23 protein-coding genes are annotated in these 23,523 nt (G+C 74.1%); 12 read left to right on the top strand and 11 right to left on the bottom strand.

What is annotated here, in order from left to right; all coding sequences use genetic code 11:
* The first annotated feature begins 183 nt into the window (after positions 1–183).
* Positions 184–417 (top strand): hypothetical protein, encoded by a 234-nt coding sequence (locus tag AC07B0_RS01305; RefSeq protein WP_356871682.1) that lies wholly within the window; start codon positions 184–186, stop codon positions 415–417.
* 132 nt (positions 418–549) lie between these two features.
* On the opposite strand, the gene AC07B0_RS01300 is transcribed toward AC07B0_RS01305, so the two are convergent.
* A complete protein-coding gene (locus AC07B0_RS01300; RefSeq protein WP_356872024.1) occupies positions 550–1,209 on the bottom strand; it encodes a lysophospholipid acyltransferase family protein in 660 nt (219 codons plus the stop codon).
* Between the two features lie 307 nt (positions 1,210–1,516).
* Here AC07B0_RS01300 and AC07B0_RS01295 point away from each other — a divergent pair, with 307 nt between their 5' ends.
* Both AC07B0_RS01295 and AC07B0_RS01290 read left to right on the top strand, forming a co-directional pair.
* Positions 1,517–2,716 carry a serine hydrolase domain-containing protein gene (locus tag AC07B0_RS01295; protein WP_469378961.1) on the top strand — a complete coding sequence of 400 codons (1,200 nt, stop codon included), beginning with the start codon at positions 1,517–1,519 and terminating at the stop codon, positions 2,714–2,716.
* 86 nt (positions 2,717–2,802) lie between these two features.
* A complete protein-coding gene (locus AC07B0_RS01290) occupies positions 2,803–3,021 on the top strand; it encodes a hypothetical protein (protein ID WP_469378963.1) in 219 nt (72 codons plus the stop codon).
* Positions 3,022–3,094: 73 nt separating this feature from the next.
* Here the strand turns inward: AC07B0_RS01290 and AC07B0_RS01285 are convergent, their stop codons facing one another.
* Together AC07B0_RS01285 and AC07B0_RS01280 are read right to left on the bottom strand one after the other, a co-directional pair.
* Entirely contained in the window at positions 3,095–3,613 is a 519-nt protein-coding gene (locus AC07B0_RS01285; RefSeq protein ID WP_469378965.1) for an AAA family ATPase, read from the bottom strand.
* Between the two features lie 9 nt (positions 3,614–3,622).
* Positions 3,623–4,900 carry an MFS transporter gene (locus tag AC07B0_RS01280; RefSeq protein ID WP_478896127.1) on the bottom strand — a complete coding sequence of 426 codons (1,278 nt, stop codon included), beginning with the start codon at positions 4,898–4,900 and terminating at the stop codon, positions 3,623–3,625.
* Positions 4,901–5,013: 113 nt separating this feature from the next.
* On the opposite strand from AC07B0_RS01280, the gene AC07B0_RS01275 reads away from it, so the two are divergent.
* The 3 genes from AC07B0_RS01275 (at position 5,014) to AC07B0_RS01265 (ending at position 8,606) form a co-directional block, all read left to right on the top strand.
* Positions 5,014–6,030 carry an ArsR/SmtB family transcription factor gene (locus AC07B0_RS01275; RefSeq protein ID WP_356871690.1) on the top strand — a complete coding sequence of 339 codons (1,017 nt, stop codon included), beginning with the start codon at positions 5,014–5,016 and terminating at the stop codon, positions 6,028–6,030.
* A gap of 168 nt (positions 6,031–6,198) precedes the next feature.
* Positions 6,199–7,767, top strand: a complete 1,569-nt coding sequence (locus tag AC07B0_RS01270) for a D-alanyl-D-alanine carboxypeptidase/D-alanyl-D-alanine-endopeptidase (protein ID WP_478896125.1) — start codon at positions 6,199–6,201, stop codon at positions 7,765–7,767.
* Between the two features lie 5 nt (positions 7,768–7,772).
* A complete protein-coding gene (locus AC07B0_RS01265; protein WP_478865327.1) occupies positions 7,773–8,606 on the top strand; it encodes a class I SAM-dependent methyltransferase in 834 nt (277 codons plus the stop codon).
* 31 nt (positions 8,607–8,637) lie between these two features.
* Here the strand turns inward: AC07B0_RS01265 and AC07B0_RS01260 are convergent, their stop codons facing one another.
* The 3 genes from AC07B0_RS01260 to AC07B0_RS01250 all read right to left on the bottom strand — a co-directional run bounded on the left by AC07B0_RS01260 (position 8,638) and on the right by AC07B0_RS01250 (position 11,842).
* A complete protein-coding gene (locus AC07B0_RS01260; protein ID WP_478896123.1) occupies positions 8,638–10,467 on the bottom strand; it encodes a glycoside hydrolase family 15 protein in 1,830 nt (609 codons plus the stop codon).
* A 225-nt stretch (positions 10,468–10,692) separates the two neighbouring features.
* The gene (locus tag AC07B0_RS01255) at positions 10,693–11,130 is read right to left on the bottom strand and encodes a hypothetical protein (RefSeq protein WP_478896121.1); all 438 of its coding nucleotides are present in this window, start codon (positions 11,128–11,130) and stop codon (positions 10,693–10,695) included.
* A gap of 115 nt (positions 11,131–11,245) precedes the next feature.
* The gene (locus AC07B0_RS01250) at positions 11,246–11,842 is read right to left on the bottom strand and encodes a TetR/AcrR family transcriptional regulator (RefSeq protein WP_478896120.1); all 597 of its coding nucleotides are present in this window, start codon (positions 11,840–11,842) and stop codon (positions 11,246–11,248) included.
* A gap of 135 nt (positions 11,843–11,977) precedes the next feature.
* Here AC07B0_RS01250 and AC07B0_RS01245 point away from each other — a divergent pair, with 135 nt between their 5' ends.
* Complete coding sequence (locus AC07B0_RS01245; protein ID WP_356871702.1) at positions 11,978–13,408, top strand: amidase; 1,431 nt, start codon at positions 11,978–11,980, stop codon at positions 13,406–13,408.
* Between the two features lie 19 nt (positions 13,409–13,427).
* Here AC07B0_RS01245 and AC07B0_RS01240 read toward each other — a convergent pair whose 3' ends face one another.
* On the bottom strand, positions 13,428–14,117 hold the full coding sequence (locus tag AC07B0_RS01240) for a DUF4230 domain-containing protein (RefSeq protein ID WP_467292105.1): 690 nt from the start codon (positions 14,115–14,117) through the stop codon (positions 13,428–13,430).
* Positions 14,118–14,248: 131 nt separating this feature from the next.
* Between AC07B0_RS01240 and AC07B0_RS01235 the strand changes: the two genes are divergently transcribed.
* The gene (locus tag AC07B0_RS01235; RefSeq protein WP_478896118.1) at positions 14,249–14,992 is read left to right on the top strand and encodes a VanZ family protein; all 744 of its coding nucleotides are present in this window, start codon (positions 14,249–14,251) and stop codon (positions 14,990–14,992) included.
* Here AC07B0_RS01235 and AC07B0_RS01230 read toward each other — a convergent pair.
* Entirely contained in the window at positions 14,955–15,890 is a 936-nt protein-coding gene (locus tag AC07B0_RS01230) for an oxidoreductase (RefSeq protein ID WP_478896116.1), read from the bottom strand. The genes AC07B0_RS01235 and AC07B0_RS01230 overlap by 38 nt on opposite strands.
* An 81-nt stretch (positions 15,891–15,971) precedes the next feature.
* Between AC07B0_RS01230 and AC07B0_RS01225 the strand changes: the two genes are divergently transcribed.
* Together AC07B0_RS01225 and AC07B0_RS01220 are read left to right on the top strand one after the other, a co-directional pair.
* Complete coding sequence (locus tag AC07B0_RS01225; RefSeq protein ID WP_356871710.1) at positions 15,972–16,583, top strand: TetR family transcriptional regulator; 612 nt, start codon at positions 15,972–15,974, stop codon at positions 16,581–16,583.
* A 71-nt stretch (positions 16,584–16,654) separates the two neighbouring features.
* Positions 16,655–18,019 (top strand): radical SAM protein, encoded by a 1,365-nt coding sequence (locus AC07B0_RS01220; RefSeq protein ID WP_356871712.1) that lies wholly within the window; start codon positions 16,655–16,657, stop codon positions 18,017–18,019.
* A gap of 58 nt (positions 18,020–18,077) precedes the next feature.
* On the opposite strand, the gene AC07B0_RS01215 is transcribed toward AC07B0_RS01220, so the two are convergent.
* From AC07B0_RS01215 to AC07B0_RS01205, 3 genes are all read right to left on the bottom strand, one after another.
* On the bottom strand, positions 18,078–19,802 hold the full coding sequence (locus tag AC07B0_RS01215) for an acyl-CoA dehydrogenase family protein (RefSeq protein WP_356871714.1): 1,725 nt from the start codon (positions 19,800–19,802) through the stop codon (positions 18,078–18,080).
* A gap of 49 nt (positions 19,803–19,851) precedes the next feature.
* Positions 19,852–20,406: a PadR family transcriptional regulator gene (locus AC07B0_RS01210; protein WP_356871716.1), complete on the bottom strand. Its 555-nt coding sequence runs from the start codon at positions 20,404–20,406 to the stop codon at positions 19,852–19,854.
* A 126-nt stretch (positions 20,407–20,532) separates the two neighbouring features.
* Complete coding sequence (locus AC07B0_RS01205; RefSeq protein ID WP_356871718.1) at positions 20,533–21,123, bottom strand: hypothetical protein; 591 nt, start codon at positions 21,121–21,123, stop codon at positions 20,533–20,535.
* Between the two features lie 213 nt (positions 21,124–21,336).
* Between AC07B0_RS01205 and AC07B0_RS01200 the strand changes: the two genes are divergently transcribed.
* Both AC07B0_RS01200 and AC07B0_RS01195 read left to right on the top strand, forming a co-directional pair.
* On the top strand, positions 21,337–21,792 hold the full coding sequence (locus AC07B0_RS01200; RefSeq protein WP_356871720.1) for a DUF7144 family membrane protein: 456 nt from the start codon (positions 21,337–21,339) through the stop codon (positions 21,790–21,792).
* Between the two features lie 118 nt (positions 21,793–21,910).
* Entirely contained in the window at positions 21,911–23,512 is a 1,602-nt protein-coding gene (locus AC07B0_RS01195) for a serine/threonine-protein kinase (protein WP_478896114.1), read from the top strand.
* The last annotated feature ends 11 nt before the right edge of the window (positions 23,513–23,523 follow it).

Genomic DNA, 23,523 nt, shown 5'->3' with positions numbered 1-23,523 from the left:
AATGCGGGATCGGCCCCGGGCCGCCCCCACGGTCACGCCGCGGGAGCGGGCCGGCCGGGTTCAAACCTGCTCCGCCCCGGATTCCCCCGGGCGGCCGAGGCCGAGTGGCCCTTGCGGCGGAACCGGGCTCTCATGGACGACGGGCGACCTCTCGCCCGCCCAGCGAGCGCGAAGGGCATCCTCATGTACGAAATGCGCGCGGACTCCACGGACGGCCGCGGTGAACTCCTGTGGCACGTCCTGTCCAAGGAGTCCCCTTCAGGGACCCTGTGCGGCCGCCACGCACCCCCCTCGGCCTCCACCCGGAGCACGACGGCGGAGACCGCCGGCGAACGCTACTGCACCCCCTGCATGGAAGCCTTCCGGACGGCGGTCCAGGAACACGCGGCCCGGTCCGTCTCCGCCGACATCACCTAGCCCTCACCTCCCCCCTACCCCCACCGCCCGCAGGCGAGGTACGGGCCCCCTCCGGAACCCCGGACGAGGGCCCCTGCCTCGCCCTCCGGCGTCTACGGGCGGTCCGCGCGGCGCCCTCCGGCCCGGTGCGCGTCAGCGGGCGGCGGGTACGGCGAGGGCGTCGACGGCGGTGCGCCAGGCCCGCGTCACGGCCCGGTGGGCGTCGGCGCTCGCCGCGGGGACCTGGCCGGGCAGGCGGACGGCCGCGCCCACGTGGACGTGGAGGCGCGGGCGGCGGGCGGGGGCGGTGAGCGCGCCCGCGAGCTGTTTGACGGGGCCACCGGAGCAGAGCCTGCGCGCGCCGGCCTGACCGACGGGGACGAGGGGCACGCCCGCGGTCAGCGCGAGGCGGGCCGCGCCGCTGCGGAACGGGCCCGGCGCGGCTTCGCCCGGGTCGCGGCGGGCGGGCAGGCGGCCCTCTCCGTACAGCAGGACGTGACGTCCTTCGGCGAGCGCCTCCGCGGCCCGGTCGAGCGCCTCCGCGGCGCGGGCGGTGCCCCGATGGACGGGGATGTGCCCTTCGCGGGCGAGGGCGGCGCCGAGGACGGGGATCCGCCAGAGGCCGGCGGCGGCCATGATCACGGGCTCGGCCCCGAGCCGCCGCAGGGCGGCCGCGACGACGACGGGGTCGCTGAGGGACGTGTGGTTCGCGACGAGGACGCAGCCGCCCCGCGACGGCATGCCGTCGGGGTCGGCGGTCACGGAGAGGTTGCCGAAGGCGGGGAAGAGGGCGTCGGCGATACGGCTGAGCACGGTGGCCTCGCTGGTGCGGCGGTGCGGACGGTGGGCTGTCCCCATCATCGGCACCCGGGCCGCCCGGGTCGTGAGTACGCCTACTCACGACACGCGTAGGCACACCGGACGGGGCTCTCGGTACGGCGCGCGCCCTTCGGCCCGGGACCACGGTCCTACGGGGCCCCCGGTACGGGACCAGGGGCCCGGGGGCTGCCCCCACGCCGGATGGGCGGGCCGGCCGGTTCGTCCGGACGATCTTGCCCGGGCAGGCTGGACACATCCGGTCCGCCGGTCCAACCAGCCCACGCACATGAGGAGTTCACCCATGTCCGCTCGCTCGCGGCAGCCCCGCACCGCCCGCACCGCATCCCCTTCAGGGCCGCGGCGCACCGTCGCCGCGCTGGCGGTGACGGCCGCCGTCCTGACCTTGACCGGGGCGCTGCCCGCGACCGCGACGGAGCCGCGGGGGCCGCGCGACGCGGTGCGCGGGGCAATGGAACGCGTGGTGGCCGATGACCGGTTCCCCGCCGCCCTGGTCGCCGTCACCGGGAAGGACGGACGCACCCGGAACCACACCGCCGGCGTCCGGGATCTGAGGACGGGCGGGAAGGTTCCGGTGGACGGGCAGGTGCGGGCGGGCAGCAACACCAAGGCGTTCACGGCCACGGTCGTCCTGCAACTGGTCGGCGAGGGCAAGGTCCGGCTCGACGCGCCCATCGAGGAGTACCTGCCGGGCCTGGTGCGCGGCGAGGGGATCGACGGCCGCGGCATCACCGTGCGGCAGCTCCTCCAGCACACCAGCGGGCTGCCCAACTACACCGACGCCCTGCTGGACGACGTCTTCGGGAAGGGCCGGCACACCTACTACCAGCCCCGCGCCCTGCTCGACGTGGCGCTGGCCCGGAAGGCCCTGTTCGCGCCGGGCGACGGCTGGTCGTACAGCAACACCAACTACGTCCTCGCGGGCCTCCTCATCGAGAAGGTCACCGGCCGCCCGCTCGCCGAGCAGATCACCGACCGGGTCATCGACCGGATCGGGCTGCGCCACACCTACTTCCCCGCCGTCGGCGAGCGGGGCATACGGGAAGCCCATCCGCGGGGCTACCACGCCGCGGAGCCCGGGGCTCCGTTGGCGGACATCACCGAGCTGGACCCCTCGTGGGGCTGGGCGGCCGGCCAGCTGGTCTCGACGCCGGGCGACCTGAACCGGTTCTTCTCCGCGCTGATCGGCGGCGAGCTCCTGCGCGCCGAGGAGCTCGCGCAGATGCGGACCACCGTGCCGGTGCCGGACGCCTCCGCCGCGGGGACCGGCGTCCGGTTCGGGCTGGGGGTGACGAGCACCCCGCTGAGCTGCGGCGGCCTGATGTGGGGGCACGGCGGCGACACCCCGGGCTACCACACGTTCCCCGGTGCCACCGATGACGGGCGCGCCGCGACGATCGCCGTCACCGCCGACTGGCCGCCCACCGAAGCGGGCTTCAAGAACGCGGACGCGGTCGTCGACACCGCCCTCTGCGCGAAGTGAGCCCCCGGCCGCCCTCCCAAGCTCTGGAGTTCCTCAAGTCGGATTTGGGGGCCGGCCGGACGGGGGATGCCGCTGGTACGGGCCGGATGGCCCAGGCATGGGGGGTGGTCGTGATGGAGATCCTGCTGTTCGTGGTGATCGGTCTCATCGTGGTGCTCATCGCGGTGAAGCGCAGTGGCGGGGGCGGTGGGGGGTCGTCGCGCAGGCGGCGTTCCCGCTCCTGGGGCGACGGCGGCGGTGGCGGTGGCTGCGGTTCCTCCTGTGGGGGCGGCGGAGGCTGCGGGGGTGGCGGGGGCGGCGACTGACGTCCGCGCGTGCGGCGCCCACCGCTGTCCGTCGGCGGTGGGCGCCGCCCGCCTTCGCGGGGGTGAGCCCCCGTCAGAGGGTGCGCAGCCACCGGTCCGCATGCCGGGGCGCCCGGAAGCGGAGGGTTCGCAGGGGTGCGAAGCGCGGATCCCGGGTGAGCCCGTCGATCTCCGCGCGGCGCGCGGCGTGCCGGGACCACGCCCACCGCACCGGATGGTCGGCCGTGAACCAGTCCGCCAGGGATTCCACGTTGCCGCCGAAGATCCGCTCGCGCGTGAGGGTCCGGCGCACCGACCTCCGCAGCACGCGGGGCATGACGACGGACCTCGGGTAGTCGAGCCAGACCACCGTGTCGGCGCGCGTCCACAGCGGATCGCGTCCGCCCGCGGGGCCGACGGAGTCGAGGACCCACCGCGGGCCGGCCGCGATGGCGGCCAGTTCCTCGTGCAGGCCGGGGTTGGGTGCCCAGCCGGGGCCGGCGTACCTCAGGGTGTCCATCTCGTGGAAGGGCAGCCCCAGCCGGGCGGCGAGCGCCCGCGCCATCGTGGTCTTCCCGGCTCCGCTGATGCCCGTGACGAGGATCCGTTTCACCCGGGCAGGTTACGCGCCGCCGTGTCCCGGCCGGGCGGGCGAGCCCGGCGCGTCCGGCCGTCCGCCGGCGTCGTACCCGGGGGCGGGAGCTCCCTGCGGCGTTCCGCACGGCCCGGCCGGGGTCCCGCGCCGGCGGGGCGGCGTGAGGTGCCGGACGAGGGCGAGGGCGGCCAGGGCCGCGACGAGCGCGCACACCGCACCCCACCCGGCCAGGCCGTAGGCCCGTACGCCGAGCCAGGAGCCGGCGCTGCCGCCCAGGTAGGCGCAGGTCATGTAGGCGGTGTTGAGCCTGCCGCGGGCGTCGGGGCGCAGGGCGAAGACGCGGGCCTGATTGGCGATCATGCCGGACTGCATCGCGACGTCGAGCAGCAGCGTGCCGGTGACCAGCGCGGCCAGGCCCGGTGCTCCGCCCCGGGAACCGGCGGCGAGGACCGCGGCGGAGGCGAGTACGGCGAGCAGGCAGGCGAGGTTCACCGCGTCGGAGCCCCTGCGGTCGACCAGCCGGCCGGCGTACGGGGTGCAGAGCATCGTGGCCGCGTTGACGAGGGCGAGCAGCCCCACGGCCCGGGCGTCCAGGCCGTGGGCGGGGCCGGTCAGCAGGAGGGCCACGCAGGTCCAGACGGCCGAGAAGCCGCCGAACACGGTGGCCTGGTAGAGGCAGGAGCGGCGCAGTTCCGGCTCGGTGCGCAGCAGGCGCAGCGGCTCCGCCAGGAGCGCCGGGTAGGGGCGGCGCGAGGGCGGGGCGGTCACCGGCAGGGCGCGGGCGAGGACGGCGGCGAGGAGCAGGACGACGGCGGCGGCGGCCAGGTAGGGGGCACGCCAGCCCAGCCGTTCGCCGAGGGTCCCGCTGAAGGTGCGGGCGAGCAGCATCCCGCCCAGCGAGCCGCTGAGCAGGGTGCCCATGACCGCTCCGCGGTGGTCGTCGCCCACCAGCCCGGCCGCCAGCGGGGCGACGAGCTGGGCGGCGACGGTGGTGAGGCCGACGAGCGCGCTCGCGGCGACGAGCGGCGGCAGGGCCGGGGCGCAGCCGGCGGCGAGGAGGCCCGCTCCGGTGAGTCCGAGCAGGGTGACGAGGAGGGGGCGGTACGGCAGCCGGTCGCCGAGGGGCACCAGGAGGAAGATCCCGGCGGTGTAGCCGATCTGCGTGGCCGTCACGATCAGGGCCGCGGAGCCGGGCGGGGCTCCCAGTCCGGTGGCGACGAGGGGGCCGATCGCCTGGGGGAAGTAGACGTTGCCCACGCCGACGGCACAGGTGAGGGACAGGAGCAGGAGCATCCGGCGGTTCACGTCAGTGCACCGCCCCGTGACCGGCGTGGGGGCTCCGCATGGGGGGCGTGGGTGTCATGCGGAGAGTCCACGGCATCGGTGTCCGGCGGCCAACGGATGTAGCGTGGAGCTTAATGATCACTTTCGAACTCGGTGTGGAGGATCTGGCGGACACCCGGTTCGCCCTCTCTCCCCTGTACGAGACCGTGCTCAGCCTGCGGGTGCTGCGCGAGCCGGGGCTGTCCGCGCTGCACCTGCCGTGGCGCAGGTCGGTCCTCGGCGGTGCCGGCGGGCACGGGGGCGGACCCGCCGGGCTCCGCGCGGCCGACACCGAGCTGTTGATGTCGCTGATGCCGGTGCGGCGCACCCTGCCCGACTTCCTCACGCCGCGGCCGACGCGCTTCGACGCGTCCTTCGAGGAGGAACTGGCCGTCGTCCGGCGCACCTCCCCCGCCGTGGTGCGCCGCGACCTGCTGGCCGCGCACGCCCCCGACCCGCTCCCCGCGCCGCTGCACGCCGCCCTCGCCGCGCGGGACGCCCCGGTGGTGGGACTGCGCGACGCGCTCTGCGCACTGCTGCGCCGTTACTGGGAGGCCGCCGTCAGGCCCGCCTGGCCGCAGATGCGGCTGGTCCTGGAGGCCGACATGACCTACCGGGCCCGTCAACTGGCCTTGGGAGGTGCCCGGTTGCTGTTCGCCGACATGCATCCGAACCTGCGCTGGCAGGGCGGGGTCCTGCACGTCGACAAGATGATCAGCCGGCACCACGTCAAGGCCGCGGGGCGCGGACTGCTGCTCGTACCGTCCGTGTTCGCCCACAAGCCGGCGCCGCCGGTCGGCCCGGACGAACCGCCGACGCTGGCATACCCCAGCCGTGGGGTGGCCACGCTGTGGGGGCCCGCGCCGGTGGTCGCCGCACCCGCCCTCGCCTCCCTGCTGGGGGCACCCCGGGCGCGGCTGCTCGGCCTCCTCGAAGAACCGCTCCCGACCGTCGAGGCCGCCCGCCGCCTCGGGGTCACCCCGAGTGCCGTGTCGCAGCACCTGCGCGTGCTGTACGCCACCGGCCTCGTCACGCGGGCGCGCGACGGACGTCACGTCCTCTACCGCCGCAGCCCGCTCGGCGATCAGCTGACGGGCCGGAGCGCGGGCTGAGCAGGCCCCCGGCCGGGCGCTCCCCCGGCGACGTGCGCCCGCGGGGCGGGCGTGCCACGCTGGTCTGAACCCCGGGCCACGCCGGCCGGGTGGTGCGGCCGGATCCCGTCGAGACGAGCGGGGTGTGCTGTGGTGCGAGGAAGATGCTCCGGTCCCCTGCGGCGGCGCGTGTCCGCCGCGTTCGGGGCCCTGCTGCTCGTCGCCCTGACCTCGGGCGCCGCGTACGGCCCGACCCCCTCACCCTCGCCGTCCCCGGCCGGGGACGCGGCGCCGCTCGACCCGCGCATCACGGAGATCATGCGCAAGCCCGAGTACCGCCACGCCCAGTGGGGTCTCCTCCAGGTCGATCCGGACGGCCGGGTGGTGCGTTCCGCGTTCCCGGGGCAGGTGTTCATCCCGGGGTCCACCGCGAAGCTGTTCAGCGTGTCCGGGCCGTGGCACACCCTCGGCGCCGGGCACCGCTTCGAGACGCCGGTCTACGCGGTCGGCGAGCGCGACGGCGCCACCCTGGACGGGAACCTGGCCCTGGTCGCCCAGGGCGATCTGACGATGGGCGGCCGGACCCGCCCCGACGGCACGGTGGCGTTCACCGACCTCGACCACACCTACGCCAACGACGTCCCCGGCGCGACGCTCACCCCCGAGGACCCCCTCGCCGGGATCGACCAGCTCGCGCGGCAGGTGCGGCGCTCGGGCATCACCCGGGTCGACGGGGACGTGGTCGTCGACAGCCGGCTCTTCGCGCCGGACCCGGTCCTCGATCCCACGCCGACCCCGATGATCGTCAACGACAACCTCATCGACCTGCTGACCACCCCCGGGGACCGGCCCGACGCCCCCGCCCGGCTCGACTGGCGGCCCAAGGTCGCCCCGTACCGGGTGACCTCGACGGTCAAGACGGTGGCGGCGGGGCAGACGGGCTCCGTCAACGTGACGGCCTCCGAGAACGGCACCCGGATCGAGCTGTCCGGCACGATCGCGGTGGGCGCCGCCCCGGTGCTGCGGGTGTCCCCCGTCGCCGACCCGGCGGCGTTCGGGCGCACCGCGCTGATCGAGGCGCTCGGGCGGGCCGGGGTGGAGGTCACCGCCGACCCGGCGGGCCCCAACCCGGTGGCCGTGCTGCCCCGGACGTACGAGGGACGCCCGCGGGTGGCCCTGTACACCTCCCCGCCGTACGCGGACTACGCCGAGCTCATCCTCAAGGTCAGCCACAACCTGGGCGCCAACCTCGGGATCTGCCTGATGGCGGTCGACGCCGGCAGTCACGCGTGCATGGACGGCTTCCCGGTCCTGGCCCGGTTCCTCGACGGGGCGGGCGTGGACCGGAAGCAGGTGCAGCTCCTGGACGGCCGGGGCGGGAACCCCGTCGACCGGGCGACACCGCAGGCGGACATCCAGATGCTGACCTACTGGACGCGCACACCGCAGGCGCGCCGCTTCCGGGAGGCGCTGCCGGTCCTCGGCGTCGACGGACTGCTCGCGACCAACTGCCGGGACTGCCCGGCCCGCGGCAAGGTGTTCGCCAAGACCGGGGCCGCCGTCGGCTTCGACGCCCTCAACAACCGGCTGGGCGTGGGCGCGATGACGATCGCCGGGTACCTGGAGCGGGGCGACGGCCGCTTCGACGTGTTCTACGCGGGCGTCACCGGGGCCGCCACGCCCACGACCGACCCGGAGGGGATCCTGAGCGTCGCCAACGACGTCGCCATGATCGCCGCCTACCTCCAGGAGGGGTGAGCGCCATGCCGGAAACCGGCCCGGCCGACGACGCAGCGGTTGCGGGGCCCGCCGCGCCCGGCCGCTACGGCAGCGAGGTCTTCCAGCCCGGGCGGGCCGGGGAGGAGGGACGCATCGACCTCGGCGCCCTCGCGTACGACGACGTCACCCTCGCCCGGCTGCGGGAGCTGGGGGCCGGGCCCGGCTGGGAGTGCCTCGAACTCGGGGCGGGCACCGGCAGCGTGGCGCGGCGGCTGCTGCGGGAGGCCCGTGTTTCGAGCGTGCTGGCCGTCGACCGGGACGTCCGTTTCCTGGCGGCCCGCCCCGAGCCCGGGCTCGGTGTCCTGGAGGCGGACGTCCTCGACCCGGGGTTCGACCCCGGCCGGTTCCGGCTGGTCCACGCCCGGTTCGTCCTGATGCACCTGCCCGGGCGGGAGCGCCTGATCTCCCGCCTCGCCGGACTGCTCGTCCCCGGTGGGGTCCTGGTCCTCGGGGACGCCGTCGACGTGACGGGCGGGGCCGCGCCCACGACCCCGTACGCGCTGGCGATGCGGGCCATGTGGCAGGGGCTGCGCGAGACGATCGGCACCGACGTGTCCTGGACCCCGCACTACCCGCACCTGCTGCGCGCCGCCGGGCTGGCCGACGTGGCCGCGGAGGTCCGGGTCCCGCCGCTGGTGCCCGGCAGCCCGATCAGCCGGTTCTGGGCCGACACCTGGGACCGGGCCCGGGCGGCCATGACCGCGACGGGGCTGGTGGACGACGCGGGGATCGACGCGGCGGTCCGCTACCTCGACTCCCCCGGCTGCGCTGACCTGTCGCCCGGGCTGATCACGGCCTGGGGCCACCGGGCCGGCTGAGCCCGGCGGCGCACCGCCGGGCGGTGCCCGGTCAGCCGGCGCCCGGTGCCGCGTCGAGTTCGGCGTCGAGGGTGAGGGCGGCGGTGATGAGGGCGAGGTGGGTGAAGGCCTGGGGGAAGTTGCCGAGCTGCTCGCCCGTGGGGCCGATCTCCTCGGCGAACAGCCCGACGTGGTTGCCGTAGGTGAGCATCTTGTCGAAGGCGTAGCGGGCCTGTTCCGCCCGTCCGGCGCGGGCGAGGGCGTAGACGTACAGGAAGCTGCACAGGGAGAAGGTGCCCTCGGTGCCCCGCAGGCCGTCGGGGGAGGCTCGCGGGTCGTAGCGGTAGACGAGGCTGTCGGCGACGAGTTCGGCGTCCATGGCCTCCAGCGTGGACAGCCAGCGGGGATCCTTCGGCGAGACGAATCCGACGAGGGGCATCAGCAGCAGGGAGGCGTCCAGGACGGTGGTGTCGTGGTGCTGGACGAACGCCCCGCGTTCCTCGCTCCAGCCGCGGGTCATGATCTGTTCCAGGACCGCGTCCCGTGCGGCGGTCCAGCGGGGCAGGTCCGCCGGCCGGGCGTTGGCCGTGGCCTGGCGGATGCCGCGGTCGAAGGCCACCCAGCACATGAGACGGCTGTACGTGAAGTGCTGCCGGCCGCCCCGGGTTTCCCAGATGCCCTCGTCGGCGCGGTCCCAGTTCTCGCAGAGCCAGTCCAGCAGGCCCGCGAAGAGCTTCCAGCCGTCGTAGCCGATCACGTGGGTGGCGTGGTCGACCTGGGCGAGGGCGTAGACGGCCTCGCCGTAGATGTCCAGTTGCAGCTGGGAGGCGGCGCCGTTGCCGACGCGCACCGGGGCGGAGCCGCGCCAGCCCTCCAGGTGGCCGAGGACCTCCTCGGGCAGGTACGGGTCGCCGTCGACGCGGTACATGATCTGCAGGGGTTCGCCGTTGGGGGCGCCGCCGTCGTAGAGGCGTTGGCCGAGCCAGGCGCGGAAGGCGTCGGCCTCTTCCGTGAAGCCGAGGTCGCGCATGGCCCGTACGGACAGGGAGGCGTCCCGGACCCAGGTGTAGCGGTAGTCCCAGTTGCGTTCGCCGCCCTCCTGCTCGGGCAGGCCGAGGGTGGCGGCGGCGATGGGGGCGCCGGTGGGCGCGTAGGTGAGGAGCTTGAGGGTGATGGCGGAGCGGTTGACGATCTCCTGCCAGCGGCCTCGGTAGGTGCACCGGCCGATCCAGCCGTGCCAGAAGAGGCGCACGCCGGTGAACTCCTCGATCATGGCGGCCTCGGTCGGGGGGTCCGGGGCGGGGCCGCGGGCGTCGCGGACCGTGAGGACGACGGCGGCGCGCTCGCCGGCCGCCAGGGTGACGCCCGCGCGTACGTCGTTCCCCTCGGCCTCCAGCGGTACGGGGCCGACGCTCTGGAGGTACGCGGTGACGTCCGGGCCCTCGAAGCGGGCGGTGGCGCCGTCCAGGGCCAGGGTGTGGGGGGCGCGGCCGTAGTCGAAGCGCGGGCGGCACTCCAGGGCGAAGCGCACGGTTCCGCGTACGGCGCGCAGGACGCGCACCACCCGGTGGCGGTCGGTGGCGACGGGTTCGCGCACGACGGGCATGTAGTCGATGACCTCGCCGACTCCGTCCGTGGTGAGGAAGCGGGTGATGAGGACGGCGGTGTCGGCGAGGTAGAGCTGGCGGGTGGTGACGTCGGGGGCGTCGGCGGTGATCGCGAAGTGGCCGCCCCTCTCGTGGTCGAGGAGGCCGGCGAAGATGCTGGGCGAGTCGAAGCGCGGCGAGCAGAACCAGTCCAGGACGCCGTCGGAGGACACGAGCGCGCAGGTCTGGAGGTCTCCGATCAGGCCGTGCTCGGCGATCGGCGGGTAGCGGCGCATCGGCGGTCTCCCTCGGCTGTGGAGGCCGCCCGGCCCGGCAGCGGCGGGAGGCGTCCCGCCTCCACCCTGGGGCGTGCCGCCCCGAGGGACCATCAGGGTGGGCCCTCCGGGTGAGGTCGCGCCGCCCGGCGGGGCGGCCGGACGTGCGGGAGGCCCCGCGCACGGGAAGTGCGCGGGGCCGGACCGGCGTTCGCGCCGGTGCGTGGCACCGGGTCGGGGGTGCCGTCAGAAGGTGCGGCGGGTGTACCAGGTGGCCTGGCTGTTGGGGTTGGTCAGGTCGACGGTGAGACCGGAGAGACGGCCGTCCGCGCCCCGGGTCCCCGTGTAGCGGCCGACGGGGCCGTGCGACCAGCGCACGGTGAAGTGGATGTCGTTGCCGTTCACGGCTCCGCCGTCGAGCGTCCCGACCGTGTTCCCCGAGGAGACGGTTCCGTAGAGGTTTCCGCCGCCGTCCTGCGACAGGTTGACCCGTACCGTCGCGTTGGTCTGGTAGATGTCCCAGACACCGCCGGCGTTGAACCCGGGCGCCCGGAGGGACGCCGACGCGGACGGGGCGGCCGTGGTGGCCGCGTGGGCCGTCGCGGGGGCGACGAGCCCCGCGCCGAGCAGCAGGGCGACGGCTGCGGTGGTGAGGAGCCGGTGGGTGCGGTGCGAAACGGACATGAGCCCTCCAGGGGCGGCCAGGACGATCGGCCCGTGCATGGTGCACGGATGCCTCGCCGGGTGAACTACCCACGGTGACGGCCGTGAGCCCTGGATTCATCCGAACGGGTCGGCGTCAGCGTTCCCACAGCGCGGACAGGTGGGCGTGGAGGACGTCCTGGGCGTCCTGCGGGGTGAGGTGTCCGACGAGGACGTGCGTGGTGAGCCCGTCGGCGAGGGCCAGGAGCGTGCGGGCCTCGCGGCGGGCGTCGAGCGCCCCGGCCGCCCCGGTCCCCCCGGCCACTTCCGCGACGAGTCCGGTGAACGCCTCCTGGAGGGCGGCGTAGTTGGCCTTCAGCGTCTCGGCCAGCGACGGACTGACGGCCGCCTGCGCGACGAAGGCGAGCCAGACCCGGGCCTCCGCGCGGTGTTCCTCGCCCAGCAGGGACAGTTCGGTGACCGCTCCGCCCAGGGCGGTGGCCGCCGATTGCGCGGGGCTCCGCAGCAGCCGAACCCGCACCCGTCCGGTGATCTGCTCGCCGACGTGTCCGAGCGCGAAGACGAGCATCTCGTCCTTGGTGCGGAAGCACCGTTGGACGGCGCCCATCGACACCTGCGCGCGGGCGGCGACATCACGCAGGGTCACCCCTTCCAGGCCGCGTTCGTCGGCGAGGCGGCAGACCGCTTCGGCGATGAGCCGGCGCCGGCCCTCGTGGTCCACCTGCCTGGGCATGCCGGCCGCCCTCCCCGTCGTGGCGCGCGTGTGCTTCCGTCTCCCCGCACTTTATCCGATGCGCCCGCATCGGATGACGCGCTACAGTACCGATGCAAGCGCATCGGAACGAAGACGGGAAAGGCGGTACGGGTCATGCCCGACGCCCTGTGGAGGATGCCGGCCGGCCGGCAGGCGGCGGCCGTGCGGAGCGGGGAGGTCTCGGCGGCGGAGCTGGTCGAGAGCCACCTGGAACGCATCGCCGAGGTGAACCCCGCGGTGAACGCGGTCACCCAGCTCATGGCCGGCCGGGCCCGCGAGGCCGCGGCGGACACCGACCGCCGCCGGGCCGCCGGCGAGGCGCTCGGGCCGCTCGCCGGGGTGCCGTTCACGGTGAAGGAGAGCACCCCGGTCGAAGGGGTGCCGACGACCTTCGGGGTCCCGCGCTTCCGCGACCTGGTGGCGCGGGCCGACGCCCCGCCCGTGGCCCGGCTGCGGGCCGCCGGGGCGGTCCCGATCGGGCACGCCAACGTACCCACGCTGATCCTGGCCGGGATGCACACCCGCAGCGAGCTGTTCGGCGACACGGTCAACCCGTGGGACCCCGCCCTGACCCCGGGCGGCAGCAGCGGGGGTGACGCCGTGGCCGTCGCCACCGGCATGGCGGCGCTCGGCCTCGGCAACGACTCCGGCGGCTCGATCCGCGTCCCGGCACAGTTCTGCGGCGTGGCGGGGCTGAAGCCGACCACGGGGCGCTTCCCGGCGGACCACCGCGTCCTCGGCCCCGACGACCCCGGGCCGGCCTCCCAGATGCTGGTCACCGACGGCCCGCTGGCCCGCCGGGTGGCCGACCTGCGCCTGGCCTACGAGGTGCTGGCCGGTACCGATCCGCGCGACCCGCGGGCCGTGCCGGTACCGGCGTACGGGGAGCCCCTCCCGGGGCCGGTCAAGGTGGCCGTGGTGCCGGATCCCGGCGGGCTCGGCGTGCACCCGGCGGTGCGCGCGGCCGTCGGGGCCGCCGCCGGGGCGCTCCGGGACGCCGGGTACGACGTGCGCGAGGTGGCCGACGTACCGCGGCTCGAAGAGGCGCTGGAGGCGTACGGCCGGATCACCATGACGGAGTTCGCCCCGTCCTGGCCCGCGGTGCGCACGCTGCTCGGCCCGGGCGGGGACCGGTACATCGCGATGGCCATGGAGCGGACGCCGCCCGCGAGCGCGGAGGAGCTCGTGCGGCTGATGGGCACCTGGATGAGCATCCGCCGCTCCTGGGCCGAGTTCCTCGACGCCCACCCGCTGCTGCTCGGGCCGTCCTTCACCGAGCCGCCCGTCGCGCCGGGTCTGGAGTCGCGCGACGGGGCGGGCCGGGACCGGGTGGGGGCGGGGATGCGGCTGTGCACGGTGACCAGCTTCGTGGGGGTGCCCGCCGTGGCCGTGCCGACCGGGATCACGGACGGGCTGCCCTGCGGGGTGCAGATCGTGGGGCGGGCCTTCCGGGAGGACCTGTGCCTGGACGCGGCGCAGGCGGTCGAGGACCGGCTCGGGGTCCTCACCCCCGTCGATCCGCGCGGGCCCGGCCGGGCGCGCTGAGCCCCCGGCCGCCCGGCGGTCACGCGTAGGAGACGGAGATCCGTTCGAAGCCGAGCGACCGCAGCAGGCCCTCCAGGACCGCCGTGGTGTTCCGTTCGGCGCGCTGGGTGAGCCCGCTCGCGCGGGCCGCCCCGTCGATCCGCTGGACGGCGAGCTTCTGCACGGCCTGTTCGCCCGCCGGGTTGTCCGAGAACAGGTCGCCCAGCCGGTCCAGCAGGCCGCGCTGTTTGGAGACGGCGTACGAGCGCTCCGGATCCAGCGCCGGGGTCCCGAGCGCGGCGTGGGGCAGCCGCAGGACGACCCCGGTCCGGTCCTTGTCGACGGTCACGGCCCGTTCGTCGAGTCCGCCCAGTTCCACGTAGGCGGAGACGGTTCCGGCGCCGACGTACAGGGTGCGGGTCCCGCGGACCGCGTCCGGGAGGAAGGGGGCGTCGTGTTCCAGGTCCACCACGACCTGGTAGTCGCCCGCGGCGCCCTCCAGCCGGCTCATGTCGCGCAGGGAGGTGAGCACGGCCGGGCCGGTCCGGTCGTGGGTGCGGGTGCCGAAGAGGTCGCCGAGGCCGGGGAGTTGGAGGAGCCGGCCGGCGACCAGGAGCAGGACGGCGACGGCCGCCAGGGCGACGGCGGCCCGTACCGCCCGGCGTCTGCGCTTCTTTCGCCGTACGTCCGGTCCGGGGGACGGCGCGGTGTCGTTCGCGTGGGTCTCCATGCGGAGCGGATGCCCCGTCAGTTCATGGTCATCCCGTGTACGTCGGCAGCGGTCGGCGCGGGGCGGGCGTGGACGCCCCGCGGCGGGGTACACGGCCCGCCAGCATCCGAGCGGTTCCCGAGGGAGTGACCATGGACGATCCCAAGACCCCCGCCGAGCCCCGCCCGGCGGTCCCCGCCGAGCCCCGCAGTCGGCCGTGGCCGCGCCGGCGGCCGTCGGTTCCGCCGGCCCCGCCGCGTCCGCCCGTCCACCCGGTGCTGCGCGCCCTGGCGGTGCTGGCCGCCTTCGCGGGAACGGTCCTGTTCAGCCTCGCCCTGGCCCGCGTCACCCTGGAGCCGTCGGCGGCCTCCGCCGACCTCGTGCACAGCAACGTCCACCCGGGCGCGTCGATCCGCGCCTACCTCGACGGCGCGTCCGTCAAGGACGCCGCCAAGCAGCTCGGCGGCAACCTCCTGCTGGGCGTCCCGTTCGGGGTGCTGCTGCCCGTGCTGCTGCCGCAGGCCCGGGGGCTGCTCCGGGTGGCGCTGGCGACCTCCGTCGTGATGACGCTCGTCGAGCTCATCCAGGGGGCACTGGTCACGGGCCGGGCGTTCGACGTGGACGACGTCATCCTCAACACCAGCGGAGCGCTGCTGGGTTACCTCATCCTCGGCCGCCGCATGGGCCGCGCGGTCCACCCGAGGCGCCACCACTGGTGGCACCGCCGGCCGCACCCCACTCCGGAGGAGCCCGCCCCGGCGGAAGCCGCCCCGCCGGTCACCGCCGGAACCGCACCCCGCACCGGCACCGCCATCGACACCGGCAAGGCGGCCGGACCGGGCCGGGTGAACCGGTGGATCACCCGGGCGTCGCGAACGCGAACCGCACGTCCGTGAGCCGTTCCGACAGCTCCCACAGCCTGCGGCCGGTTTCCCCGTCGGCCGCCGCCGGAGCCGTCTCCACCCGCGTCGGGCCTCCGCGCAGCTCGGCCGTGCCGTCGGGCCCGATGAACTGCCCGCCCTCCACGTCCGGGGCCGTCGCCGCGTACAGCTGGGGCAGCGCGCCCCGGTCCGGGGACTGGGCGAGCGGGGCGAGGACGCGGCCGAACAGCAGCTTCACCAGGCCGACCGGGCCGTTCGTCTGCAGGTTGGTGGCGGCGTAGCCGGGGTGTGCGAGCACGCTGCGCACCGGGCTGCCGGAGGCGGAGAGCCGTCGGTGGAGCTCCTGCCCGAAGACGGCGTTGGCGAATTTGGACTGGTTGTAGAACCTCATGGGTGCGTAGGCGCGTTCGCCGGAGAGGTCGTCGAAGTGCAGGCGGCCCCGCCGGTGGTTGGCCGAACTGACCGTCACCACCCGGGGCCGGTCGCCCGCGGACAGCAGGTCGAGCAGCAGTCCGGTGAGCGCGAAGTGGCCCAGGTGGTTGGCGGCGAACTGGATCTCGTGGCCCTGGGCGCTGAGCGTGCGGGGCGGTGCCATCACTCCGGCGTTGTTGACGAGGAGGTCCAGCCGGGGACGGCCCGCGCGTACCTCGCGGGCGAAGGAGCGGACCGACTCCAGGTCGGCGAGGTCGAGGCGGAGGACCTCCAGGCGGGCGTCCGGCTGCCCGGCGGTGATCTCGGCGGCGGCCCGGCGGCCCTTCTCCAGGTCGCGGACCGCGAGGATCACGCGGCCGCCCCTGCTCGCGAGCGCCCGTGCCGTGGCCAGCCCCAGGCCGCTGTTGGCTCCGGTGACGACGGCGACCCGGCCGCTCTGGTCCGGTATCCGTTCGGCGCTCCAGCTCTGATGCGGTGTCATGCGGCACAGATTGTCGAATGTGGCACTTGGTGTCAAGAATGCTGCTGAACGCCATCTGAGGCATGGGGGTACGATGAGCCGGTGACCTCCCGCCCCGACCTCTCCATGGCCCAGCGCAAACGCCTGCTCGTCTCGAACGAGCTGACCGAAGCGGCACTGCAGTTGCTGGCCCTGAAGGGTTTCGACGTGGTCACGATCGACGAGATCGCCACCACGGCCGGCGTCTCCAAGCGGACGTTCTTCCGCTATTTCGCGTCCAAGGAGGACGTGGTCGTCCAGTTCCTGGCCGACATGGGCGCGGGCATCACCGCGGAACTCGCGGCGCGTCCGCCGCGGGAGCTGCCGTCGGTGGCGCTGCGGCACGCCGTCTCGGTCCCCCTCGGCGCCTGCGGCGACCACTCCGACCGGGCGCTTCCGGTGGTGCGGCTGATCCTGCGCACCCCGGCCCTGCTCGCCCGCTTCCTGGAGCGCCAGGCCGAATGGCGCGACGGCCTGACGGTGGAACTGGCGCGCCGCCTGGAGCTCGATCCCGAGGCCGATCTCTACCCGCGGCTGGCCGCCGGAATGGCGCTGACCGCCTTCGACGCCGTGCTGCACCGGTGGAGCTCCGGCGACGGGGACGAGGACCCGGCCGCACTGGCCGAACGGGCCTTCGCGATGATGGCACCGGCACTGGACGCCCGGACGAAGTGACCCGTACCGGCACGGACACAGCACGCGGTCAGTTCCGCGCGCCCCGGCGCGCGACCTCGAAGGAGTCGGAAATGAAGCGAAACGCGAACGGCGCGCACGACGCGGACGGCACGAGCCGCACCGCACTGATCGAGGACCTGATGGGCCGTTTCCCCCACGTGCCCCGGGAAGCCGTGATCAAGGAAGACCTCCTGCGGGGCGGCATGGCTTTCGACGAGTCAGCGCTCAGCGGCACCGCCGACGGCGGCAGCGGCGACGTCAAGCCGAAGTCGTACTTCATCTTCTCCTTCGACCACCGCACCCTGCCGGAGCTCGGGGCGGCCGCGCTCAACCGGCCACCCGAGGAGGTCGTGCTCACCGGCGGCCCGTACGACCTGCGCCGCACGGTCGTGTCGGTACGGGTCAACCCGGACTCCCCGTACGTGGTGCGGGGCGGCGAGGACGGCACGCTCGGCCTGTACCTGGACGGCGCGCGGATCGCGGACGTCGGCCTGCCGCCGATGCCGGAGTACTACCGGCACAAGCTGTCGAACGGCAAGTCGGTGATGGAGGTCGCGCCGACCATCCAGTGGGGCTACCTCATCTACCTGACGGTGTTCCGGGTGTGCCAGTACTTCGGCGCCAAGGAGGAGTGCCAGTTCTGCGACATCAACCACAACTGGCGCCAGCACAAGGCGGCCGGCCGCCCCTACACGGGCGTCAAGCCGGTCGAGGAGGTGCTGGAGGCCCTGGAGATCATCGACCGGTACGACACGGCGGGCGCCTCCAAGGCCTACACCCTCACGGGCGGCTCGATCACCTCCCAGGTCGCCGGCCGCGACGAGGCCGATTTCTACGGCCACTACGCCAAGGCCATCGAGGAGCGCTTCCCCGGCCGCTGGACCGGCAAGGTCGTCGCCCAGGCACTGCCCCGTGACGACGTGCAGCGCTTCCACGACTACGGCATCCGGATCTACCACCCGAACTTCGAGGTGTGGGACCGCCGGCTCTTCGAGCTGCACTGCCCGGGCAAGGAGCGCTACGTCGGCCGCGACGAGTGGCACCGCCGGATCCTGGACTCCGCGGAGGTGTTCGGCGCCCGCAACGTGATCCCCAACTTCGTGGCGGGCATCGAGATGGCGGAACCCTTCGGCTTCACCAAGGTGAGCGAGGCGATCGATTCGACCGCCGAGGGGCTGCGGTTCTTCATGTCGCACGGAGTCGTACCGCGGTTCACCACCTGGTGCCCGGAACCGACGACGCCGCTCGGCAAGGCCAACCCGCTGGGCGCGCCGCTCGAGTACCACATCCGGCTGCTGGAGACGTACCGGGCGACGCTGGAGGAGTTCGGCCTGAGCTCGCCCCCCGGCTACGGCCCGGCCGGTCCCGGCCGCGCGGTGTTCTCCGTCAGCTCGTTCATGGACAGCCTGGAGGGGCTGGAGGGCGAACAGGCCTGACGCGTGCGGGAGGGCCCGGCCCCGTCGCGTCCCGCGACGGAGCCGGGCCCGTTCCGTGCTACGGCTTCATCTCGTAGGCGCCGGACAGCGCCTCGACGCGCGCCCAGACGCGGGCCGAGCGGTCGGCGTCGACGACCGGACGGCGGACCGCTCCGAGCGCCCAGGTCTGCTGCTCCCCGGTGGCGGAGTCCTTGCCGTGCAGTTCGACCGCGTGCGCGGAGAAGTCCCGTACGAGCACGGCGAAAAGCTCGTCGAGGACGTCCTCGTCCAGGTCCGTCAGGCGGGCCTGCTCCAGGATCAGCTGGCCGTGGACGACCAGCGCGAAGAGCTGGCCGACGGCCAGGAGGAGGTCGAGGTCACGGCTCTGCTCCTCGCCGGGGGCGGCGGTCGTGACGAACTCGCACAGCGCGTCGGCCTGCTCGCGGAATCGGGCGACGTTGGGCAGCGCGGCGTACGCGTCGAAGGCGGGGCGCCAGTCGTGGAAGCGTACGGAGCCGAGGCCGCGGGCGGGGCCCTGGCGGAAGAGGAAGTCGTCGTCGGCCGCGTCGAGGCGGGTCGGGACGGGCGCGTACTCGGCCGGCTCCAGCAGGTGGTTGCGCATGAACTTGAGGATCAGGGCGAGGTTGACGTGGACCGTGCCCTCCAGCTTCGGCAGGCCGCGGATCTCGACGGCCGCCTGGGCGAAGTAGGTGTCCTTCTCGAAGCCCTTGGCCGCGATGACGTCCCACATGAGGTCGATGACCTTCTCGCCCTCGGTGGTCACCTTCATCTTGGTCATCGGGTTGAACAGCAGGTAGCGGCGGTCGTCGGGGCCGGCGGAGCGGAAGTAGTCGACGGCCCGGTCGCTGAACAGCTTCATCCCGACGAGGCGGACGTAGGCGTCGGCCAGCTCCCGGCGCACGTGCGGGAAGGCGGTGACGGGACGGCCGTACAGGACGCGGTTCTGCGCGTGGGTGACGGCCTCGTACATCGCGTGCTCGCAGATGCCGATCGAGGCCGTGCAGAGGTTGAACTTGCCGACGTTGACGGTGTTGAGGGCGGCGTCGAAGGCCGCGCGGCCGGTGTGCAGGACGTCATCGGCGCCGACCGGGTAGTCCTCCAGGCGGAACTCGCTGACGTACTTGGAGGAGTCGACGACGTTCTTCACGAGCCGGTACGCCGGGTGGCGGCTGTCGGCGGCGAAGAACACGTAGCCGTCGGCGCCCTCCACGTCGGTGCGGCGGCCGAAGACGGAGACGAGTCCGGCGGCGTTGCCGTTGCCGATGTAGTACTTGGAGCCGGTGGCGCGGAAGCCTCCGTCGCCGTCCGGGGTCAGCAGCATGTCGGTGGAGTAGATGTCGGCGCCGTGGGTCTTCTCGGACAGGCCGAAGGCGAACACCTCGCCCTCGGCGAGGAGTTCGGCGGCGCGGCCGCGGGCGGCGGCGTTGTCGCTCTGCCAGACCGGGCCGAGACCGAGGATGGTCACCTGCCAGGCGTACCAGTAGTCCAGGCCGTAGAAGCCGAAGATCTCGTTGAGGGCGGCGATCCGCGCGGTGTCCCAGCGCTTGTCCGTCTCCTGCGGTCCCGCGGCGGACGCCGGGGTCAGGAAGGCCGCGAAGAGGCCCTCCTTCGCGGAGAAGGCGAGGAAGTCGGCGAGCCAGGCACGGGAGCGGTAGTCCTCGATCAGCCGGCGCTTGCCGCGGTCCTCGAACCAGTCCACGGTGGCGCGCAGCAGCCGGCGGGTCTCGGGGTCGAAGTGCGCGGGGTCGTAGGTGTGCGGGTTGAACAGCAGCGGGTCGGTCATCGGTGTGCGCCTTTCGGGTCGGGGGTCGGGGTGGGGACGCGCGGGCGGCTCAGTGCTCGGCGAGCCGGTGGAGCGTGGCCAGTACGTCCTCCAGCCAGGCGAGCTGCATCCGCTCGTAGGCGATGCCGCCGCGGAGCACGACGTGCTGGAGCTCGCGGCCGGGGTCGGTGCCCTCGGGGGCTTCCGGGCCGGTGAAGTCGCGCCGCTCGCCGGCGAGGTAGTGCGTGAGCCGGTCGGCGTGCGCCCGGTGGTGCCGTTCCACCTCGCGGATCAGGGCGGCCGGGTCGTCGAAGGCCGCGCCGCGGATCTTCACCGCGAGCTCGTGGCGGACGGTGTCGGGCTGGATCGGCTCGCACAGCCAGGCGGAGAGGGCGCTCCGGCCGGCGTCGGCCACGGAGTACTCCTTCTTGTCCGGCCTGCCCTGCTGGGGCACCTCGCGGACGTCGAGCCAGCCGTCGCCCTCCATGCGCTTGAGCACGCGGTAGATCTGCTGGTGGGTCGCGGTCCAGAAGTAGCCGATGGACCGGTCGAAGCGACGGGCCAGCTCGTAGCCGGAGCCCGGCTGCTCCAGCAGGGAGACGAGGATCGCGTGCTCAAGGGCCATGCCCCGAATCTTTCTATGCAACTCGTTGCACATACAAGCGGCACTGCCCGGGTGAGACGCGGCTCACGACGACGAAGGCCCCCGCCGGCTGCCGGCGGGGGCCTCGAAGGGGGAAGGCGGGGAAACTCAGTAGGAGTTGCGGGACACCTTGAGGATCTTGCACTCGATCTTGTCGGACGCCTTCGCGGACCGGGCGACCTCGTAGCCGAGCACGCCGGCCGTGTCGTCGGTGTACTTCTGGCCCGGCGCGAGGTTCTGGCCCAGCGAGGTCAGGTCGGCCTTCTTCTGGCCGTTGACGAGGATCTCGCCCTCGACGAGGTAGGTGTACCGGCGGTCACCGCTGTTGACGTAGTCGACCGCGACGTCCAGTTCCTTGATGTCGTACTCGCCCGTCTGCACCTTGCAGCTGGTGACCTTCACGTCCTGGGTGATGTCCGGGTCCTTGCCGGCCGTGGAGGTGTCGCCGGGCTTGCCCTGGGCGTCGGGGGCGACCGAGGCGGAGTCGTAGCTCTTGTCCAGCTCCTTGCCGACCTCCTCGGCCGCCTCGCCCACCAGCACGGCGCACCCGCCGAGCAGGAGGAGACCGAGGACGGTGGGGATGCCGCAGCCGAGGGCGACCTTCTTCCCGGTGCTCATGCCCGGCTTCGGCGGGGGCGGGAACTGCTGGCCGTAGGGCTGCTGGGAGTGGCCGTAACCCGGCTGCTGGGGCGTGGACATGCAAGGACTCCTGGGGACGCGATGAAGAGCGGCGCTCAGCTTAAACAAAATGTTGAAGTTCCCCCTGCCGTACTCAGAGAGTGAGACGGCCACCCACAACCGGTCACGGGCCGCGTCACCCGAACGGACGCGGCCGGGTGTCAGGAGTCCGCTGCGCCTTGGAGGCTGGTGGTGCGTCCCGTTCGGGCGCTCCGCCGCATGAAGGAGCTTCTCGTGGCACAGCAATCGCCTTCCACCCCTCCCGTCGGCGCTCCGCGCGGCCGGGACGTGTACGACAGCCGGAGCGCATGGGCGTCGGGCGGCACCATGTTCGCCGGCGTCCTCCTCCTGGTGGACGGCGTCCTCGGCATCATCAAGGGCATCGCCGGCATCGCCGAGGACGACGTCTACACGAGACTGGGCGACTACGTCTTCAAGTTCAACGTCACGGCCTGGGGCTGGATCCACCTGATCCTCGGCATCGTCCTCGTGGTGGTCGGCGCCGGACTGCTCAAGCACGCGCTCTGGGCCCGCGCGACGGGCGTGGTGCTGGCGGCCATCAGCATCATCATCAACTTCATGTGGCTGCCCTACACCCCGGTCTGGGCGATCATCTCCATCGCCCTCGCCTGCTTCGTCATCTGGGCCCTGTGCAGCGACTCCAGCCGGTCCCGCTCCGCCGCCGCCTGATCCGGCACCTGACCCGCCCCCGGCCGCGCGCCGGGCCGGGCCGCCCCCGACGGGAAGAACGGCCCGCCGGGGGCGCCCGCCGTTTCGTACGCCGGGCCGATGGGCTAGGTTCCGTGTCGTGACGGAGGATCTGGGGCGGGTGCTGGCCGGGCGGTACCGGCTTTCCGGGTTACTCGGCCGGGGCGGCATGGGTACGGTCTGGCGCGCCCACGACGTACAGCTCGACCGGGAAGTGGCCGTCAAGGAACTCCGCCTCCCCGAGGACCTCGACGGCGACGCCCGGGACTCCTGGATAGCCCGGCTCGACCGCGAGGCGCGCGCCGCCGCGCGGCTCAAGCACCACGGCGTCATCACCGTCCACGACCGGATCACCAGCGACGACGGACGTCCGTGGATCGTCATGGAACTGGTCCACGGCCCCTCCCTGGGCGATCTGATCGCCGCACGGGGACCGTTGCCGCCGGACCAGGTCGCCCACGTGGGCCTCCAGGTCCTGGCCGCCGTACGCGCCGCGCACCGCGTCGGCATCACCCACCGCGACATCAAGCCCTCCAACGTGCTGCTCGAAGGCGAGCGGGTGGTCCTGACCGACTTCGGGATCGCCGTGGTCGAGGGCGACGCGACCCTGACCCGGTCGGGCGCGCTCATGGGGACCCCGGCTTTCATGGCCCCCGAGCAGGTGCGCGGACTCCCGGCGACCGCCGAGTCCGACCTGTGGTCGCTGGGCGCGACGCTGTTCAACGCCGTGGAGGGCAGCCCTCCGTTCCCCGGCAGCACGGCCGGGGCCGTCCTCGTCGCCGTCGCCACCGAGGAACCCGCCCCCGCCGTACACGCCGGGCCGCTGGCCCCGCTCCTGGCCGGCCTCCTCCACAAGGACCCCGCGCGGCGGCTGTCCGCCGAGGCCGCCCACGGACTGCTCGCCGGACTCGCCCGCGACGCGCAGCCGCTCACACCGCTCTCCGCGCCGCCGCCCGGTCCTCCCGTACCGCCCACGGAGCGGCTGACGGACGGCGCCGGCCACGACGACCCCGCGTACGGGGAACCCGCGCGGGAGCCGTGGGCGGGCGGGCGCCGGCCCGACGCCCACGCGCCCGACGCCCGGCAGCCCGACCGCGGGCGGACGTACCGCCTCGGCGCGCTGACGTCGCTCGTGACCGCCGCCGTCATCGCCGTCCCCGCGTGGATCCTGTGGCCGGACTCCTCCGGCGGCACCGGCTCAGGTGCCACCGGCACGGACGCCCGCGGGAAGGGCGCTTCGGCGCCCGCGAGCCCCACCCCCTCGACCGGCCCGTCCTCCCCGGCTCCGGTGCGCACACCCGAAACCCCCGCGTCCTCACCCCCGCCGCCCACCCCGACCCGCACCCCGTCGCGCCCGGCCCCGTCCCTGCGCACCCCCATGGACCGCGCCGCCATCGACCGGGTCTTCGAGGTCTACATGAACGGGCTGCAGGACCAGAACATGACCGAGCTGCGCCGGGGCACCTGCCCGCGGCTGCGGTCCACGCTGCTCGGGTTCGTCCTCAACGACCACTTCGTGGACCGCTGGACGCTCCTGCCGTACGAGATCCCGCCGTTCGTGGACCAGCTCAGCGTGGAGGCGAAGGTCACCCGGCGCGACCTGGAAACCGGGCAGCCGGCGGGCGACGTCCTCTACCAGTGGATCATCGAGCGCGACGCCGAGCAGAACTACTGGGTCTGCGGCTGGCTCAACGGACGCTAGTGCCGTGACCG

The organism is Streptomyces sp. NPDC044704 (assembly GCF_056433525.1).
The sequence above is the reverse complement of the archived record's forward strand: the minus strand, read 5'-3'. Positions and strand labels throughout refer to the sequence as shown.